Origin of the sequence: Kribbella sp. NPDC050459, from assembly GCF_040655315.1 — a bacterium.
Classification (GTDB): Bacteria; Actinomycetota; Actinomycetes; order Propionibacteriales; family Kribbellaceae; genus Kribbella.
Genome location: NZ_JBFAJQ010000003.1, coordinates 193,882 through 207,594, shown reverse-complemented (window position 1 = coordinate 207,594; position 13,713 = coordinate 193,882). Strand labels below are relative to the sequence as shown.

16 protein-coding genes are annotated in these 13,713 nt (G+C 69.9%); 8 read left to right on the top strand and 8 right to left on the bottom strand.

All coding sequences use genetic code 11. The annotated features are described in order from the left end of the window. Positions 1 to 17 precede the first annotated feature (17 nt). Both AB0I12_RS12175 and AB0I12_RS12170 read left to right on the top strand, forming a co-directional pair. Positions 18 to 971, top strand: a complete 954-nt coding sequence (locus AB0I12_RS12175; protein WP_359928301.1) for a WYL domain-containing protein — start codon at positions 18 to 20, stop codon at positions 969 to 971. A 59-nt stretch (positions 972 to 1,030) separates the two neighbouring features. After that, positions 1,031 to 1,579, top strand: a complete 549-nt coding sequence (locus AB0I12_RS12170) for an isochorismatase family protein (protein WP_359928299.1) — start codon at positions 1,031 to 1,033, stop codon at positions 1,577 to 1,579. On the opposite strand, the gene AB0I12_RS12165 is transcribed toward AB0I12_RS12170, so the two are convergent. Together AB0I12_RS12165 and AB0I12_RS12160 are read right to left on the bottom strand one after the other, a co-directional pair. Next, positions 1,569 to 2,240, bottom strand: a complete 672-nt coding sequence (locus AB0I12_RS12165; protein ID WP_359928296.1) for an HAD family hydrolase — start codon at positions 2,238 to 2,240, stop codon at positions 1,569 to 1,571. The genes AB0I12_RS12170 and AB0I12_RS12165 overlap by 11 nt on opposite strands. Before the next feature lie 38 nt (positions 2,241 to 2,278). Beyond that, positions 2,279 to 3,142: a LysR family transcriptional regulator gene (locus tag AB0I12_RS12160; RefSeq protein ID WP_359928293.1), complete on the bottom strand. Its 864-nt coding sequence runs from the start codon at positions 3,140 to 3,142 to the stop codon at positions 2,279 to 2,281. A gap of 75 nt (positions 3,143 to 3,217) precedes the next feature. Here AB0I12_RS12160 and AB0I12_RS12155 point away from each other — a divergent pair, with 75 nt between their 5' ends. Further along, positions 3,218 to 3,724 carry a cysteine dioxygenase family protein gene (locus AB0I12_RS12155; RefSeq protein ID WP_359928290.1) on the top strand — a complete coding sequence of 169 codons (507 nt, stop codon included), beginning with the start codon at positions 3,218 to 3,220 and terminating at the stop codon, positions 3,722 to 3,724. 17 nt (positions 3,725 to 3,741) lie between these two features. Here AB0I12_RS12155 and AB0I12_RS12150 read toward each other — a convergent pair whose 3' ends face one another. Continuing rightward, complete coding sequence (locus AB0I12_RS12150; RefSeq protein WP_359928287.1) at positions 3,742 to 4,668, bottom strand: aldo/keto reductase; 927 nt, start codon at positions 4,666 to 4,668, stop codon at positions 3,742 to 3,744. A 70-nt stretch (positions 4,669 to 4,738) separates the two neighbouring features. Here AB0I12_RS12150 and AB0I12_RS12145 point away from each other — a divergent pair, with 70 nt between their 5' ends. Both AB0I12_RS12145 and AB0I12_RS12140 read left to right on the top strand, forming a co-directional pair. Beyond that, positions 4,739 to 5,566: an aminoglycoside phosphotransferase family protein gene (locus AB0I12_RS12145; protein ID WP_359928285.1), complete on the top strand. Its 828-nt coding sequence runs from the start codon at positions 4,739 to 4,741 to the stop codon at positions 5,564 to 5,566. A gap of 30 nt (positions 5,567 to 5,596) precedes the next feature. After that, positions 5,597 to 6,349, top strand: a complete 753-nt coding sequence (locus tag AB0I12_RS12140) for a methyltransferase domain-containing protein (protein ID WP_359928283.1) — start codon at positions 5,597 to 5,599, stop codon at positions 6,347 to 6,349. On the opposite strand, the gene AB0I12_RS12135 is transcribed toward AB0I12_RS12140, so the two are convergent. Further along, complete coding sequence (locus tag AB0I12_RS12135) at positions 6,320 to 6,796, bottom strand: NUDIX domain-containing protein (RefSeq protein ID WP_359928280.1); 477 nt, start codon at positions 6,794 to 6,796, stop codon at positions 6,320 to 6,322. The genes AB0I12_RS12140 and AB0I12_RS12135 overlap by 30 nt on opposite strands. Positions 6,797 to 6,807: 11 nt before the next feature. On the opposite strand from AB0I12_RS12135, the gene AB0I12_RS12130 reads away from it, so the two are divergent. The 3 genes from AB0I12_RS12130 to AB0I12_RS12120 are packed head-to-tail and all read left to right on the top strand — an operon-like array spanning position 6,808 to position 8,544. After that, positions 6,808 to 7,311, top strand: a complete 504-nt coding sequence (locus tag AB0I12_RS12130; protein WP_359928277.1) for a tautomerase family protein — start codon at positions 6,808 to 6,810, stop codon at positions 7,309 to 7,311. Position 7,312: 1 nt separating this feature from the next. Next, positions 7,313 to 7,798 (top strand): NUDIX domain-containing protein, encoded by a 486-nt coding sequence (locus tag AB0I12_RS12125; protein WP_359928274.1) that lies wholly within the window; start codon positions 7,313 to 7,315, stop codon positions 7,796 to 7,798. Then, complete coding sequence (locus AB0I12_RS12120; RefSeq protein WP_359928271.1) at positions 7,798 to 8,544, top strand: DUF3626 domain-containing protein; 747 nt, start codon at positions 7,798 to 7,800, stop codon at positions 8,542 to 8,544. The genes AB0I12_RS12125 and AB0I12_RS12120 overlap by 1 nt, the downstream gene beginning before the upstream one ends. Here AB0I12_RS12120 and AB0I12_RS12115 read toward each other — a convergent pair. From AB0I12_RS12115 to AB0I12_RS12100, 4 genes are all read right to left on the bottom strand, one after another. After that, complete coding sequence (locus AB0I12_RS12115) at positions 8,529 to 9,755, bottom strand: DUF6596 domain-containing protein (RefSeq protein WP_359928268.1); 1,227 nt, start codon at positions 9,753 to 9,755, stop codon at positions 8,529 to 8,531. The two genes, AB0I12_RS12120 and AB0I12_RS12115, sit on opposite strands and share 16 nt — an antisense overlap. After that, positions 9,752 to 10,075 (bottom strand): YciI family protein, encoded by a 324-nt coding sequence (locus tag AB0I12_RS12110; protein ID WP_359928265.1) that lies wholly within the window; start codon positions 10,073 to 10,075, stop codon positions 9,752 to 9,754. Before AB0I12_RS12110 ends, AB0I12_RS12115 begins: the two co-directional genes overlap by 4 nt. Before the next feature lie 86 nt (positions 10,076 to 10,161). Continuing rightward, positions 10,162 to 11,922, bottom strand: coding sequence for an ABC transporter ATP-binding protein (locus AB0I12_RS12105; protein ID WP_359928262.1), 1,761 nt, complete (start codon positions 11,920 to 11,922; stop codon positions 10,162 to 10,164). Then, on the bottom strand, positions 11,915 to 13,666 hold the full coding sequence (locus tag AB0I12_RS12100) for an ABC transporter ATP-binding protein (RefSeq protein WP_359928260.1): 1,752 nt from the start codon (positions 13,664 to 13,666) through the stop codon (positions 11,915 to 11,917). Before AB0I12_RS12100 ends, AB0I12_RS12105 begins: the two co-directional genes overlap by 8 nt. Positions 13,667 to 13,713: the final 47 nt, after the last annotated feature.

Here is a 13,713-nt window from a genome sequence, read left to right as displayed (position 1 = left end):
TTCCGGAATGGTGACTGATGGCGTACGACGTGAGCCCGACGGCGCGGACCCTGATGGTCCTCGAGCTGATCCAGAACAGTCCCGGCATCACCGCCGAGCAGTTGGGGGACAAGCTCGGGGTCTCGGAGCGCGCGGCCCGCCGGTACGTCGCGATCCTGCGCGAGGCCGATATCCCGATCGAGTCGGTCCGCGGACCGTACGGCGGCTACCGGGTCGGACGCGGGTTGCGGCTGCCGCCGCTGATGTTCACGCCCACCGAGGCGCTCGGCCTGGTAATGGCGGTGCTCGAAGGGCCGCGCGGCGCCGCGGATCCGGTCGAGGACGCGCTCGGGAAGATCGTCCGGGTGCTGCCCGAGGCCGTGGCCCGGTCGACCGACGCGATCCGCCGGGTCAGCGCCCGCGGACCGGATCCCGGTGCGCGCACGCCCGATCCGGAGATCACCGCCGCGCTCGTCTCGCACAGCGCGGACTCGCGGCGCGTGACGATCCACTACCGCCGCCACGAGGACGAGTGGCCGATGGACGTCGACCCGTGGGCGGTCGTCGTACGCCGCGGCCGTTGGTACCTGCTGTGCTGGTCGCACGGCAAGGAGGCCCAGCGCGTGCTCCGCGTCGACAAGATCACCAAGGTCGAGCCGCAGCCGGCCGAGTTCGTCGCACCCGCCGGCCTCGATCCGCTCGCCGCCGTCGAGGAACACCTGGCGATGGGGTGGCGCTACGCGATCGAGGTCGAGATCGACGCGCCGCTCGACCAGGCCGCGGAGTGGATCCGGCGCAGCATGGGCCGCCTGGAAGCGATCGACGAGAACCGCACCCAGCTGCTCGCCAGCACCGACGAACCCGACTGGTACGCGGCGCAGCTGTCCGCGATCCACGCGCCGTTCCGCATCATCGGCGGCCCGGAGCTCCGGGCCGCCTGCCGCGCGCTCGCCGACCGCCTGCACACCGCGAGCGAACCGGCGGCACGATGAACGACTGTCGGCGGGCGGGTCTAGCGTTCGCCGTACACGATTCGTAGGGAGGAGCCGAGATGTCCACGCTGTCCGACCGGCCGCACACGGCCTTGCTGGTGGTCGATGTCCAGAACGGTGTCGTCGCGGAGGCGCACGAGCGCGACCGGGTCGTCACCAACATCAGCACCCTCGTCGGCAAGGCGCGCGCCGGGGGCGTCCCGGTCGTCTGGGTCCAGCACTCCAGCGACAACCTGGCCAAGGACAGCGACGAGTGGCAGCTCGTCCCCGAGCTGTCCCGCGACGGCTCGGAGCCGCTCATCCACAAGACGTATGCCGACAGCTTCGAGGCCACCGACCTCGAGGACGTCCTGGCCCGCGCCGGCATCGGTCACCTGGTCGTCAGCGGCGCGCAGACCGACGAGTGCATCCGCTCCACGATCCACGGCGCGATGGTCCGTGGGTACGACGTGACGCTGGTCGGCGACGCCCACACCACCGAGGACCTCAGCGAGTACGGCGCGCCCACGCCGGACAAGGTCATCGCCCACACGAACCTCTACTGGCAGGAGCACCGGGCCCCGGGCCGCACCGCCGCCGTCCAGAAGACCGAAGAGGTCACCTTCTGACGACGTCTAGGACCTGAGTCAGCTCCCGCACCCGCGGTACGTCGGCGCCTGGCTGCGCGTCGTGCCGGTCGACGAGCACGGCCGGGATCCCCACGGACTGTGCGCCCCGGATGTCGTTCTCGAGCGAGTCGCCGACCATCACCACGTCCTGCGGTTCTGCTGCGAGCCGCGCCAGCGCGTGCGCGAACGCCCGCGGGTCGGGTTTGCCCACCGGCAGCGTGTCACCCGAGATCAGGTCGTCGATCTCGTCGGTCAGCCCCAACCGGTCGAGCTTCATCCGCTGGTGATCCCCGTTGCCGTTCGTCAGCACCACCGCGCGCAGCCCGTCGGCGCGGACCGCGCGCAGTCCCGGTGCGGCGTCGGCGTACACCGTCCATCCCGCCTCGTAGCGCCAGACGTAGCCCTCGAACATCGCGTCCGCTTCGGCGTCGCTCACGTCGACCGCGAGGAACTCCCGCACCCGGCGCCGCCGCTGCTCGGGAAAGGTGAGCTCCCGGCGCTGGAAGCGTCGGTAGTGCTTCTCCGACACCGCAGTCCACCGCGCCACGACGTCGGGACCCGTCACGCCGTACTCCGCGGCCCACTCCACCACCGCCGCGGCAGCCGCCGCCCGCTCCTCGACCAAGGTCCCGTCGAGGTCGAACAACACGGTCTTCAGCATCCGCGTCGGTCCTTTCGTCCGGATCGCGCGATCGTACGTCACCGCCGGGCCGACTCCTGGAGAGCACCGACGAGGGCGGCGACCGGCGGCGGATCGGGCGGTTCGCCGTAGGTCGCGACGTACACCTGGCGGCGGGAGCCCTGCAGTTCGGTGGCCGTGATGCCGGCGGACCGGTGGGTGCGCAGCGCGAGTCCCGGCATCGTCGTCACCCCGAGCCCGGCCGCGACGAGCGACTGCATCACGACCATGTCGTCCGACGTGTACCCGATCCGCGGCTCGTAGCCTTCCGCGGCGCACAGCGCGATCAGGTGGCTGCGGCACCGGTCGCAGCCGGCGATCCAGGTGCTGTCGCGCAGCTCGGCGATCGTGGCCGGGCCGTTCGCGAGCACGTACAGCGGGTCGTCGACCAGGTGATGCAGCCGGACGCCGCGCGGCTCGGGTGCGGTCTCGTCGTACCGGAACACGATGGCCGCGTCGACCTTCCCGGTGCGGAGCAGCTCGAACGCCTCCGGCGGATGCGTGTCGACGAGGTTCACCTCCAGCCCGGGATGCTTCGCGGCCAGCCCGGCGACGGCTGCCGGGACGAGCGCGCCGATCGCCGACGAGAACCCGGCGAGCCGGATCCGGCCGGCGCTCAGGCCGACGTGCGCCGACAGTTCCGCGTCGACGGCGTCGATCCGGCCGATGATCTCCGCGGCCCGGTCGGCGAGCAGCCTGCCGGCCTCGGTCAGCCGGATCCCGCGACCGACGCGTTGCAGGAGCTGCGCGCCGGTCTCGGCCTCGAGACGCGCCAGGTGGTGCGTGACGGACGGCTGGGAGTAGTGCAGCTCGCGCGCGGCCGCGGTCACCGAGCCGTGACGTGCGACCGCGTCGATCACCCGCAGCCTCGTGACATCGAGCATGTATCAATTCCATCTATCAGTGAGCACGAAGGTTGGCATTAGACGTTATGGGTTGACCCGGCGCAGGCTCAAGACATGACGACAACAGCCACCACCTCCGAACTCACAGACCTTCTCAGCGGCGTGCGAAACGCCATCGGCCGGCACGCCGACTGGAACCGGACTGCCCAGGACGTCGGCGCCGCGCTCCGGCAGCACTTTCCGGGCCCGGACATCCTGACCGCCGAACAGCGCCTCGGATCACCCGACGGCCACCAGAGCCACACGCTCCACGTCGAACCCGACGGCTCGTTCTCCGTCATCGCCGTGGTGTGGCGGCCCGGGCAGCTGACCCGGATCCACGACCACGTCACCTGGTGCGTGGTCGGGGTGCTCGAAGGTGTCGAGCACGAGGAACTGTTCGACGCGGACCTGCGGCTGATCGGCGCGAGCGACAACCACGTCGGCGAGGTGAGCGCGTTCGCGCCGCCGGGCGACATCCACCGGGTCCACAACACGTTCGCCGAGACCGCGATCTCACTGCACATCTACGGCACCGACGTGACCCGGATCGGCTCGAGCGTCCGCCGGTACTACGACTGACGCCCGAGCCGGCGGTGTCAGTCGACGACCGAGTCCAGGACCGCGAGATCCTCCGGGGAGAGGGTGAGGTCCGCGGCTCGCAGGTTCTCCTCCAGGTGATGCGGGCTGGACGTCCCCGGGATCGCGAGCACGTGGTCGCCGCGGCTCAGCGTCCACGCCAGGCGCACCTGCGCGACGGTCGACCCGCGGCGGTCCGCGATCTCCTGCACCGCGTCGGACCCGGCGACCCCGCCGGCCTCCCGGGACTCCGCGGTGACCGCGAAGAACGGCACGAACGCGATCCCGAGCTCACCGCACAGCTCCAGGATCTCGTCGTTCACCCGCCCGAAACCAACGCTGTACCTGTTCTGCACCGCGACCACCGGCGCGATCTCTCGCGCCTCGTGCAAATGCGCGACCCGCACGTTCGACACGCCGAGGTGCCGGATCATGCCTTTCGCCTGCAGCTCGGCCAGGGCCCCGAAATGCTCCGCGATCGAATCCAGCCCCAGCTGCCGCAGGTAGACCAGGTCCAGCGAATCCACGCCGAGGGTCCGCAGATCCTCCTCCACGAGCTCCCGCAACTCGTCCGGCCGCGCCAGCCCGTGCTTCGTCGGCCCGACCTTGGTGGCGATCAGCAGGTCCTCCCGGTACGGCGCGAGCGCGCGGCGGATCACCTCGTTCGCCCAGCCCAGACTCTCGAACCGCGTCTGGCCGGCCTGTCCGTGACTCGGATAGAACGCCGCGGTGTCGATGTGGTTCACCCCGAGCTCGACGACCCGCCGCAGCAGCGCGACCGCGCGGTCCTGCATGTCGGCGCCGCCGGCTCCCGCCAGCCGCTTGGCGCCGAACCCGATCCGCCGGACCGCCAGGTCCCCGAACGACCAGAATTCGCCGGACTTGCTTTCCGCAATTCCTGATGATAAGTTAATTGGTGAAGGTGCATTTTCCTGTGAATTCTGCATTCGGCCAGGATAAATCCGTCGGGGATATTCGTCCACCTTTTCGGGCACTTTTCTGCGCTAGTCTCTGCGCGTGGGCCTCACCGAGCGACAGCAACAACTTCTCGACCGGTGGCTGCCGTCCGCCGTGATCGTGCGCGACCACAGCTGGGGTGTCATCGGCACCCTCGTCCTGGAGCTGGAAGACGGCGGGGAGCGCTACATCGCGAAAGCCGGCGACGACGCCGACCACCACCTCACCCGCGAACTCCGTGCCCACCGCAACTGGTTGCGGCCGTGGACCACCCGGGGGAGAGCGGCCGAGCTGGTCCACGCGGACGAGTCCGCCAAGCTCCTCGTCACCCGATTCCTGCCCGGCGAACTTGTCGAAGGCACACCGTCCGAATGGTCACCTGATATCTATCGGCAGGCCGGTGAATTGCTGGCCGCATTTCACCGGCAGTACGGCGTACCGGACGCCGCCTACGAATCCCGTGAGAACGAGGGCACACTCCTCGATCTCGGCAAACCGCACCGCATCGCACCGGACCTCGCCGAACGCATCCGCTCCACGATCCGGGCCTGGCCCACCCCGCCGGCGACTCTGGTGCCGACCCACGGCGACTGGCAGCCGCGCAACTGGCTCGTCGATGACGGCACCGTCCGCGTCATCGACTTCGGCCGCGCGGACCTGCGCCCCGCGTACACCGACTTCGCCCGGCTGGCCGCGCAGCAGTTCCGCTCCGACCCGTCGCTGGAGCCGGCATTCCTCGCCGGCTACGGATCCGATCCGCGCGACCCGGAGGCCTGGCAGCGGACACGGCTGCGCGAGGCGGTCAGTACCGCGGTCTGGGCACACCAGGTCGGCGACGAAGCCTTCGAGGCGCAGGGGCATCGAATGATCGCCGAAATCCCGTTGTGAGCCGGCGGAGCACGCTGGCATCGTCACCGCATGTCCAGCGAACTCCTGCGCGAAGCGCTCACCCTTGACCGTTATCCCCGCTCGAACGCCTACGACCAGCAGTGGGTCGTCGACAACCTGATGGGTCCGCACCCGCTGTGGTGCAGCGAGAGCCTGCTGCAGGTGATGCCGCTGCGTCCCGGGATGCGGGTGCTCGACCTCGGCTGCGGTACGGCGCTGTCGTCGATCTTCCTGGCCCGCGAGTACGACGTCGACGTATGGGCCGCGGACCTCTGGGTCGACCCGACCGAGAACTGGCGACGCGTTGACGACGCGGGACTCGCCGGACGGGTGCACCCGATCCAGTCGGACGCTCGGAAGCTGCCGTTCGCGCGGGGATTCTTCGACGCGGTCGTGAGCGTCGGGTCGTACCACTACTTCGGCACCGGCGTGGACTACCTCGCGTACCTGTCCGAGTTCGTCCGCCCGGGTGGAGCCATCGGCTTCATCAGTCCCGGTATCCGCACCGCTCCGGACTTCACGCCACCGCCGTACCTCGCGAACCGCTGGGGACCGGACCTGTGCACCTGGCTGCCGCCTGACTGGTGGCGAAGCCTCTGGGAGCGCACCGACCTCGTCACCGTCGACACCGGCGACTTCGCGCCCGACGGCTGGGCGGACTGGTTGCACTGGCTGCAGACCTGCGCCAAAGTCGGCCGCGGCTACGAACCGGACGAGCAGATGCTGCACGCAGATCAGGGCGACCTCCTCGGCCTAACCCGCGTCGTCGCTCACCTGAAGTAGCCGCGTCAGCTGCTGATACAGCTCGGCCGGATAGATGTCCTCCAGATCCGTCGCGTCGGCCCATTTCAGGGCGAAGTGGTTCGTCGCGCAATGCTCGGCGGCTTCGTCACCAGACAATTCCGGTACGCCGCTCACGCCGGTCATCAGGAAGTAGTACGCGGGCCGCCCGTTGTGCGAGCCGGTCCACAACAACCGGTCGACCGCGCCGGTCAGCGTCGTCTCCTCCTCGAGCTCACGCAGCGCAGCGACCGCGGCCGACTCGCCCGGCTCCACGTGCCCGCCGGGCAGCACGGCGTACCGATGACCGTCGCACTGAGGTCCAGGAGCGTCGGCGTACTCACACATCACGCACTCGGCCGACGTCTCGAACCGCAGGTAGCGCTTCACCACCAGCACCTTGCCTGCCTGGACGACAACCGCGGCCCCGCGCGGCACCCTTGTGCTCATGGGGTGCGAGTGTGGCCGACGGCACCGACAAAACCGACAAAACCGACAAAATCGGTCGCCGGAGTCGGCGCTTCGTGGTGAGGTCTGGGGAGTCGACCCTTCTGGAAGGACGCCTGCCCATGCCGAGCGCGCAGATCGAAGTCCGTCGTGAGTACTCCGCAGCCGATGAGGCCGGCCTGATCGAGGCGGTGCACGCAGCGATCGTCACCGCGTTCCGGATCCCGCCGCAGGACAAGGACGTCCGCCTGCTCGTCCACGCGCCGCACCGCTTCGCCTGCTCCCCGCGGCTGACCGAGCCCGAGTTCTTCACGCTCGTCACCGTCGACTGCTTCGCCGGCCGCTCGCTCGACGCGAAGCGCACGCTCTACACCGAGATCATCGGCAACCTGAAGCCGTTCGGCATCCCGGCCGACCACGTCACGATCCTCGTCCGCGACCACCCGACCTCCAACTGGGGCATCCGCGGCGGGCAGGCTGCGTCCGACGTGGACCTGGGCTTCGACGTCAACGTCTGACGTGGCGCTCCGTTCGGCTCGGCACCTGACGTCGGTGTACCTCGTGCGGGAGGGGAGCGTGCTGCTCCTCTACCGCCGCGGCTCCCGCGCGATCGCCGACTCCTGGGTCGGCATCGGCGGCCACCTCGAACCCGGCGAACTCACGAACCCGACCGCGGCCGCGCTCCGGGAACTCGACGAGGAGATCGGCGTCACGGCCAACCACCTCACCGGCCTTGCGCTGCGGTACGTCGCGGTCCGCGACACCGGCGACGAGGTGCGTACGACGTACTACTTCACCGCCGACCTGCGCCCCACGGCGCCGGTGCCGACCGAGTGCACCGAAGGCGATCTCCGATGGTTCGAGCTGACGACGGACCCGACTACGCTCGACATGCCACCGACAGCCCGGGTCGCCTTCGCTCACTGGCTGACCACCGGCCGCCATGACACCGCACTCCGCTTCATCACCGTCAACGCCACCGGCGACGAGACGGGCCCGTCCTGATGCTGACCATCCACTTCCACCCGAACTGGCCGCACGGCGCGCGAACGGTGATCGAGTCGATGGCCGCGGACGGGATCTACCGGTCGCAGTTCACGACCGGAATCTCGAACGGAGGACTGACGGCGTTCCGCGGGGGAGACCGGTGGCGATGGGAGAGCCGCTTGTTCTCCGGCCGGTACGACGAAGGCCCGGCGACCGACCGCCCGGTGTACGGCGTCTGGAACCGCCGGGCCGACATCTACGGCGGAGCAGTTCGCTTCGGCTCGTCATACCTCCGGCTGAAACCCGAGGCGATCGAGCGCGCAACGTTCTGCTTCCCGGACTCCGCCCGCAACCCGGCCGACTTCGGCGACCGCCACACCCTGCCGCGCCTGTGCCGGCTCGCCGACGAGGCCGGCAGCGACGACCTGAACGACTACGTGGAGGCCCAGATCCACGGACCGGTGCTGCTGGCGAGCGACGTCGACGCCGTCGTCCTGGACCCGTCGTTCAGGGCTACACCCGTCGAGGACGCCGCCCGCGGGCTCGGCTGCCCGATCGAGTACCACCCGGGCTTCCGCGCTGTGCCGAGCGCCTTCGACCCGGCGTACCGCGGACCGGAGATCGTCGAGCTCGCCTCCTCATTCGGCCCCGAACTGACGCCTGACCTGCTCGGCGCCGCGGCGCGGTCAGGTGTCCATCCCGCGCAGTCGGTCAAGTACGTCTGGCACTGTCTGGCTCGGTTCGGGCGTCAGCCTGCGAGCTGATCGCGGCGCCGGGTCAGGTAGGCGACTTCGGCGGTGTTGGCAGCGAGCGTGATGGCTTCGTCGTACGCCGCCCGGGACTCCTTGCTGCGGCCCGTCCGGCGGAGCAGCTCGGCGCGCGTCGCGTGGTACAGGTGGTATGCGGGCAGCTTGTCCCCGAGCCGGTCGACCACCGCCAGCGCGACCTCCGGACCGTCGAGCTCGGCCACCGCGATCGCGCGGTTCAGCGCGACGATCGGCGAGTGATCGATCCGGACGAGCTGGTCGTACAGCGCGACGATCTGCGACCAGTCGGTGTCGCGGGCGTCGCGGGCCGAGGTGTGGACGGCGTTCACCGCCGCGAGGATCTGGTAGCGGCCCGGCGGCAGTCCGGTCGCGAGGCGTTCGCGCACCAGGTGGTGGCCCTCGGCAACGAGTGTCGTGTCCCAGGCGCCGCGGTCCTGCTCGTCGAGCGGGATCAGTTCGCCGGAGCCCGAGACCCGGGCAGTACGGCGAGCCTCGGTGAGGAGCATCAGCGCGAGCAGACCGGCCACCTCGCCGTCGCCGGGCAGCAGCGCCCGGATCAGGCGGGTGAGACGGATCGCCTCCGCGGTCAGCTCGTGGCGGACGGGATCCGTGTCCGGTCCGGTCGCCAGGTAGCCCTCGTTGAAGACCAGGAAGAGCACGGCGAGTACGCCGGACACGCGGCCCGGGAGATCCTCCGCGGCCGGCACCCGGTACGGGATCCGCGCCGCCTTGATCTTCGCCTTCGCACGAGTGATCCGCTGACCCATCGCTGTCTCCTGCACCAGGAACGCGCGGGCGATCTCGGGCACGGTCAGCCCGCCCACCATCCGCAGCGTCAGCGCCACGCGGGTCTCCATCGCCAGCGCCGGGTGACAGCAGGTGAAGATCAGCCGGAGCCGCTCGTCGTCGATCGCACCGAGAGGCTCGGGCTGGTCGTCGTACGACATCTGAGCCTCCTTCTGCTTGTCGTCACGTTTGCTCTCGCGCCGGATCCGGTCGATCGCCTTGCGGTTGGCGGTCGTGGTCAGCCAGGCGCCGGGGTTGGGCGGTACGCCGTCCGCGGGCCACCGCTCGACGGCGGTCGCGAACGCCTCGGCCGCGGCTTCCTCGGCGATGTCAAGGTCCCCGAACCGCTTGGTCAGCGAGGCAACCACCCGCGCCCATTCCTGGTGGTGCGCGCGGGTGATCGCCGCTTCGACGTCGGTCACTGGAATGGCCGCACCTCGATCTTCCGGTCGCAGACCTTCGACGCCTCGGCGGCGAGCTTGAGGGCCACGTCGAGATCCGGGGCCTCCCAGACCCAGACGCCGGCCAGGTACTCCTTCGACTCCACGAACGGCCCGTCGGTGAACACCGGCTGCTCGCCCCGGTTGTCGATGACCGTGGCTGCGGTGGTGTCGGCGAGTCCGCCCGCGAACACCCAGTAGCCCTCGGCGATCAGCCGGTCGTTGAACACGCTGATCGCGGGCTGCCGGTCGGTGCTGCCGGGGTTGTCCTTGTCGTCGATCACAGAAACCAAGTACTGCATCACGATCTCCAGTTCAGTCTGCCGAGCTGCTTACACCCACCCAACGAACCGCACGAGGCCATTCCGACACAACCCGCCGATTTTCCCTACGCCGACCCGCCGGGACCGTCGGTGCGCCAGGTCCGCCAGAGCCTGCCATAGACGCGGTCCGCGCTGACCAGTTCGTCGTGGGTGCCCAGCTCGACGAGCTCACCGGCCTCCATGACAGCGATCCGGTCCGCGTCGTGCGCGGTCTGCAGGCGGTGGGCGATCGCGATCACGGTGCGGCCGCGGAGCACAGCGGCCAGCGACTGCTCGGTCCGGCGCGCGGTCCTGGGATCGAGGAGCGCGGTGGCCTCGTCGAGGATCAGGGTGTGCGGATCGGCGAGGACGACGCGTGCGAGCGAGAGCTGCTGGGCGCCGGCGTCGTCGAGCGTGAAGTCCTGGCCGACTTCGGTGTCCAGCCCGTCCGGCAGCTCCTTCGACCACGTGGCTCCGACCGCGTCCAGCGCGGCGTACAGCTCGTCGTCGGTCGCGTCCGGCTTGGCGATCAGCAGGTTGTCACGCACGGTGTCGTGGAAGACGTGGTGGTCCTGGGTGATCAGGACGACGTGTTCGCGGAGCTGATCGGGCGGCAGGTCGGCCACCGGTACGCCGCCGATCGTGACGGAACCCGTGTCCGGGCGATCCAGGCCGGCGAGAAGACGGGCGAGCGTCGACTTTCCCGCTCCGGACGTGCCGACGACAGCGAGGCGCTCGCCGGGTTCCACCGCAAGTTCGATGCCGTGGAGTACGTCGCGCGCTCCGGTGTAGCTGTAGTGCACGTCGCTGACCTGGATCCGGTCGCCGCTGCTCCCGCTCTGCGTGGCGGAGCCGGACTCCTCGGGAATGTCGGCCAGGCCTTCGACGCGGGCGTACGAGGCCGCGGCGCCCTGGAGCTGCTCGATCCAGAGCATCAAGGTGTCGAGGGGGCCGACGAGTTGCCGGAGATAGACCGTTGCGGTGACGACGATTCCGAGGCTGACCAGGTCGTTCATGGAGAGCGCGCCGCCGACCAGCAGGACCCCGACGACCGGTAGCGCGAGCGAGATTTCGGCCCACGGGAACAGCACTGTTCGCAGCCAGAGTGCCCACAGACGCGCGGTCCGTGCTTCGGCGATGACACCTTCCGTCGCCTCGGTTCGGCGATGTTCCAAGCCGAGCAGCTCGACCGTACGGGCGCCCTTCGCGGTGCCGGCGATCACGTCGGCCATCTCCGCTCCCGTGCTCGCAACGGCAAGGTAGGCCGGCCTGGCACGACGCAGGTACCACCGCACGGCTGCTCCGACGCCGACCAGGCACACGAGCCCGCACAGCCCGAGCCACAGGTCCAGCACGAGGACCGCGACGACGAGGAACAGGGCATGGACGATGGCCACGAGCACCTCGGGGACCGCCGAGCGCAACGTCATCGCGACCAGGGACGCGTCGGTGCTTCCGCGCGCGATCAGGTCCCCGGCCGGGAGATGATCCGCCGCGCGTGGCGGCAGCCCCAGCGTCCGCTTCAGGAACCGTTCGCGTACGCGGGCCGCGGTGCGTTCGCCGTACCGGTAGCCGAGCTTGAGAGCCCACCACCCCAGGACGGTCTGTACGACGGTGAACAGCAGCGCGCCCAACGCGAGCCGGTCGACTGTGTCGAGCACGTCACCGGATCCGGCCTGGATCGTGTCGATGATCCGGCCGAGCAGCCATGGACCGACCAGACCCGCTGCCGAGGCGAGCGCGTTGACGAGGACGACTCCGGCGATGGCCTTACGGTCCGCGCCCAGGTCACGCCGCGCCGCCGCACGTACTTCGCGAGGCGTCGCGATCGGCATCTGCTTACTCATCGGCAGCCCCGTTCTGGGCGCGGGACACCAGGTCGCGATAGCAGAGATCGGTACGTAGCAGCTCCGTGTGTGTGCCGACAGATGACACCTTGCCGTCGACCAGGACGACGACCTCGTCAGCACGGTCGAGCACGAGCGGCGACGATGTCGTGATGACCGTGGTTCTGTCCTGTCTGGCGTGACGGAGCCGGTCGATCATGGCCGCTTCGGTGTTGGCGTCGACCGCTGAGGTCGGCTCGACGGCGAGCAGGATGTCAGGGCGGGCGTAGACGGCGCGGGCGAGTCGGATGCGCTGCCGTTGCCCGCCGGACAGGTCACTGCCGCCGGCGGCGATCTCCGCGTCCAGACCACCGGGCAACGCTTCGACGACGTCCTCGGCGACGGCTGTGTGGAGCGCCGTACGGATGCGGTCGTCATCGGGTTCCAGGCGTCCCGAGACGATGTCACGAACTGTGCCGGTGAAGACCTCCGCGTCGTTGTCCGCGAGAACCAGCCGGTGCCTGAGCTCCTCCCGGGCGACGTCCGCGAGCCGCACATCCGCCCACGTCGTACCTGGCGGGTGCATGCCGATCTGCCCAAGCCGCTCGATCACGGCGCGCGTCTCGGCGGGCCGAGCCGCGACCAGCGCCGTCAACAGTCCCGGGCGGATGACCACCCCGGAGTCGGGGTCGACCAACGGGCCCGGTTCGGCAGGGATGGCCTCCGGGGTGCGGTCGTTGTCGTGAGCAACTGGGAGGTTGAGCAGGTCGATGATGCGCTGACCCGCCACTCGGGCGCGAGTGATATCGCTGCTACCTTCGATGAAGAAGCCCACCGGAACGACCAGCACGGCGACGTACCCGTAGACGGCGACCACGTCGCCGATCGTGATGGCTCCGGTGGCCGCCAGCCGCGCCGACAACCACACCACGGTGGCCAGGAACAACGCCGGCAAGCCTGTCGACAGTGCTCCTACCCAGCTCAAAGGTCCGGCGACGCGGTAGCCACGCCGTACCAGGCGCTGTGACTGCTCTTGGTAACGCTCGGCGACGAAAGTCTTCCCGCCGAGGCCGTTGAGGACGCGCAGTCCCGCCAACGCGTCGACCAGCCGGGTCGTGAGCCGGCCTTGGTGGCTGCGGTACTCGCCGCCTGTGCGTTCGATGCGGTGCAGGAGCGGGCCGACCGCGACCGCGAGGAGCGGGACTCCGGCGAGGACAACCACGGCGAGCAGCGGGGAGATGGTGAACAGTACGACGGCCACGACGGCGTACGCGACAACCGCGCCGACGCCCGGGCCGGTGACGGTCAGCGCCTGTGCAACGACGTACACGTCCGCGATGCCGACCGTCACCACCTCGCCCGCGCTCACGTGCCGCGCCAGCGACGCGCCCAGGCGGGACGTGTGCCACACCGTCGCCCGAACCGAGCGAAACGACGCGTCCATGCGGACCTTGGTCATCGTCCGGTGCCGAGCGATGCCCAGGAGCGCGTTCAGGACAGCTACGGCCAGGAGGAGCATCGACCAACCGACGAGCGCTTCCGTGTCGCGGGCGACAAGTCCTTGGTCGACGACACGCGACAAGACCCACGGAGGGACGGCCAGGCCGACCGTCCAGAGGGTGCCGAGGGCCGCACCTACCGCGATGCGGCGCGCTTGCGAGCGAGTCAGCCAGAAGAGGAAGCGGTACGGGCTCGTCAGGTCGGCGGGCGCCGGCGGGCTCCACGTCTCGGGTGTCCTGTCCAACCACTCGCGAACGGCCGCCATGCGGCGATCCTTTCAGCACCAGGGCATCCGCGGATACCCATTTGCGA

Excerpts from the sequence above, each read along its gene's own strand:
- AB0I12_RS12175 (WP_359928301.1), top strand. The coding sequence starts at position 18 with ATGGCGTACGACGTGAGCCCGACGGCGCGGACCCTGATGGTCCTCGAG.
- AB0I12_RS12170 (WP_359928299.1), top strand. The coding sequence starts at position 1,031 with ATGTCCACGCTGTCCGACCGGCCGCACACGGCCTTGCTGGTGGTCGAT.
- AB0I12_RS12165 (WP_359928296.1), bottom strand. The coding sequence starts at position 2,240 with ATGCTGAAGACCGTGTTGTTCGACCTCGACGGGACCTTGGTCGAGGAG.
- AB0I12_RS12160 (WP_359928293.1), bottom strand. The coding sequence starts at position 3,142 with ATGCTCGATGTCACGAGGCTGCGGGTGATCGACGCGGTCGCACGTCAC.
- AB0I12_RS12155 (WP_359928290.1), top strand. The coding sequence starts at position 3,218 with ATGACGACAACAGCCACCACCTCCGAACTCACAGACCTTCTCAGCGGC.
- AB0I12_RS12150 (WP_359928287.1), bottom strand. The coding sequence starts at position 4,668 with ATGCAGAATTCACAGGAAAATGCACCTTCACCAATTAACTTATCATCA.
- AB0I12_RS12140 (WP_359928283.1), top strand. The coding sequence starts at position 5,597 with ATGTCCAGCGAACTCCTGCGCGAAGCGCTCACCCTTGACCGTTATCCC.
- AB0I12_RS12135 (WP_359928280.1), bottom strand. The coding sequence starts at position 6,796 with ATGAGCACAAGGGTGCCGCGCGGGGCCGCGGTTGTCGTCCAGGCAGGC.
- AB0I12_RS12120 (WP_359928271.1), top strand. The coding sequence starts at position 7,798 with ATGCTGACCATCCACTTCCACCCGAACTGGCCGCACGGCGCGCGAACG.
- AB0I12_RS12110 (WP_359928265.1), bottom strand. The coding sequence starts at position 10,075 with ATGCAGTACTTGGTTTCTGTGATCGACGACAAGGACAACCCCGGCAGC.
- AB0I12_RS12105 (WP_359928262.1), bottom strand. The coding sequence starts at position 11,922 with ATGAGTAAGCAGATGCCGATCGCGACGCCTCGCGAAGTACGTGCGGCG.
- AB0I12_RS12100 (WP_359928260.1), bottom strand. The coding sequence starts at position 13,666 with ATGGCGGCCGTTCGCGAGTGGTTGGACAGGACACCCGAGACGTGGAGC.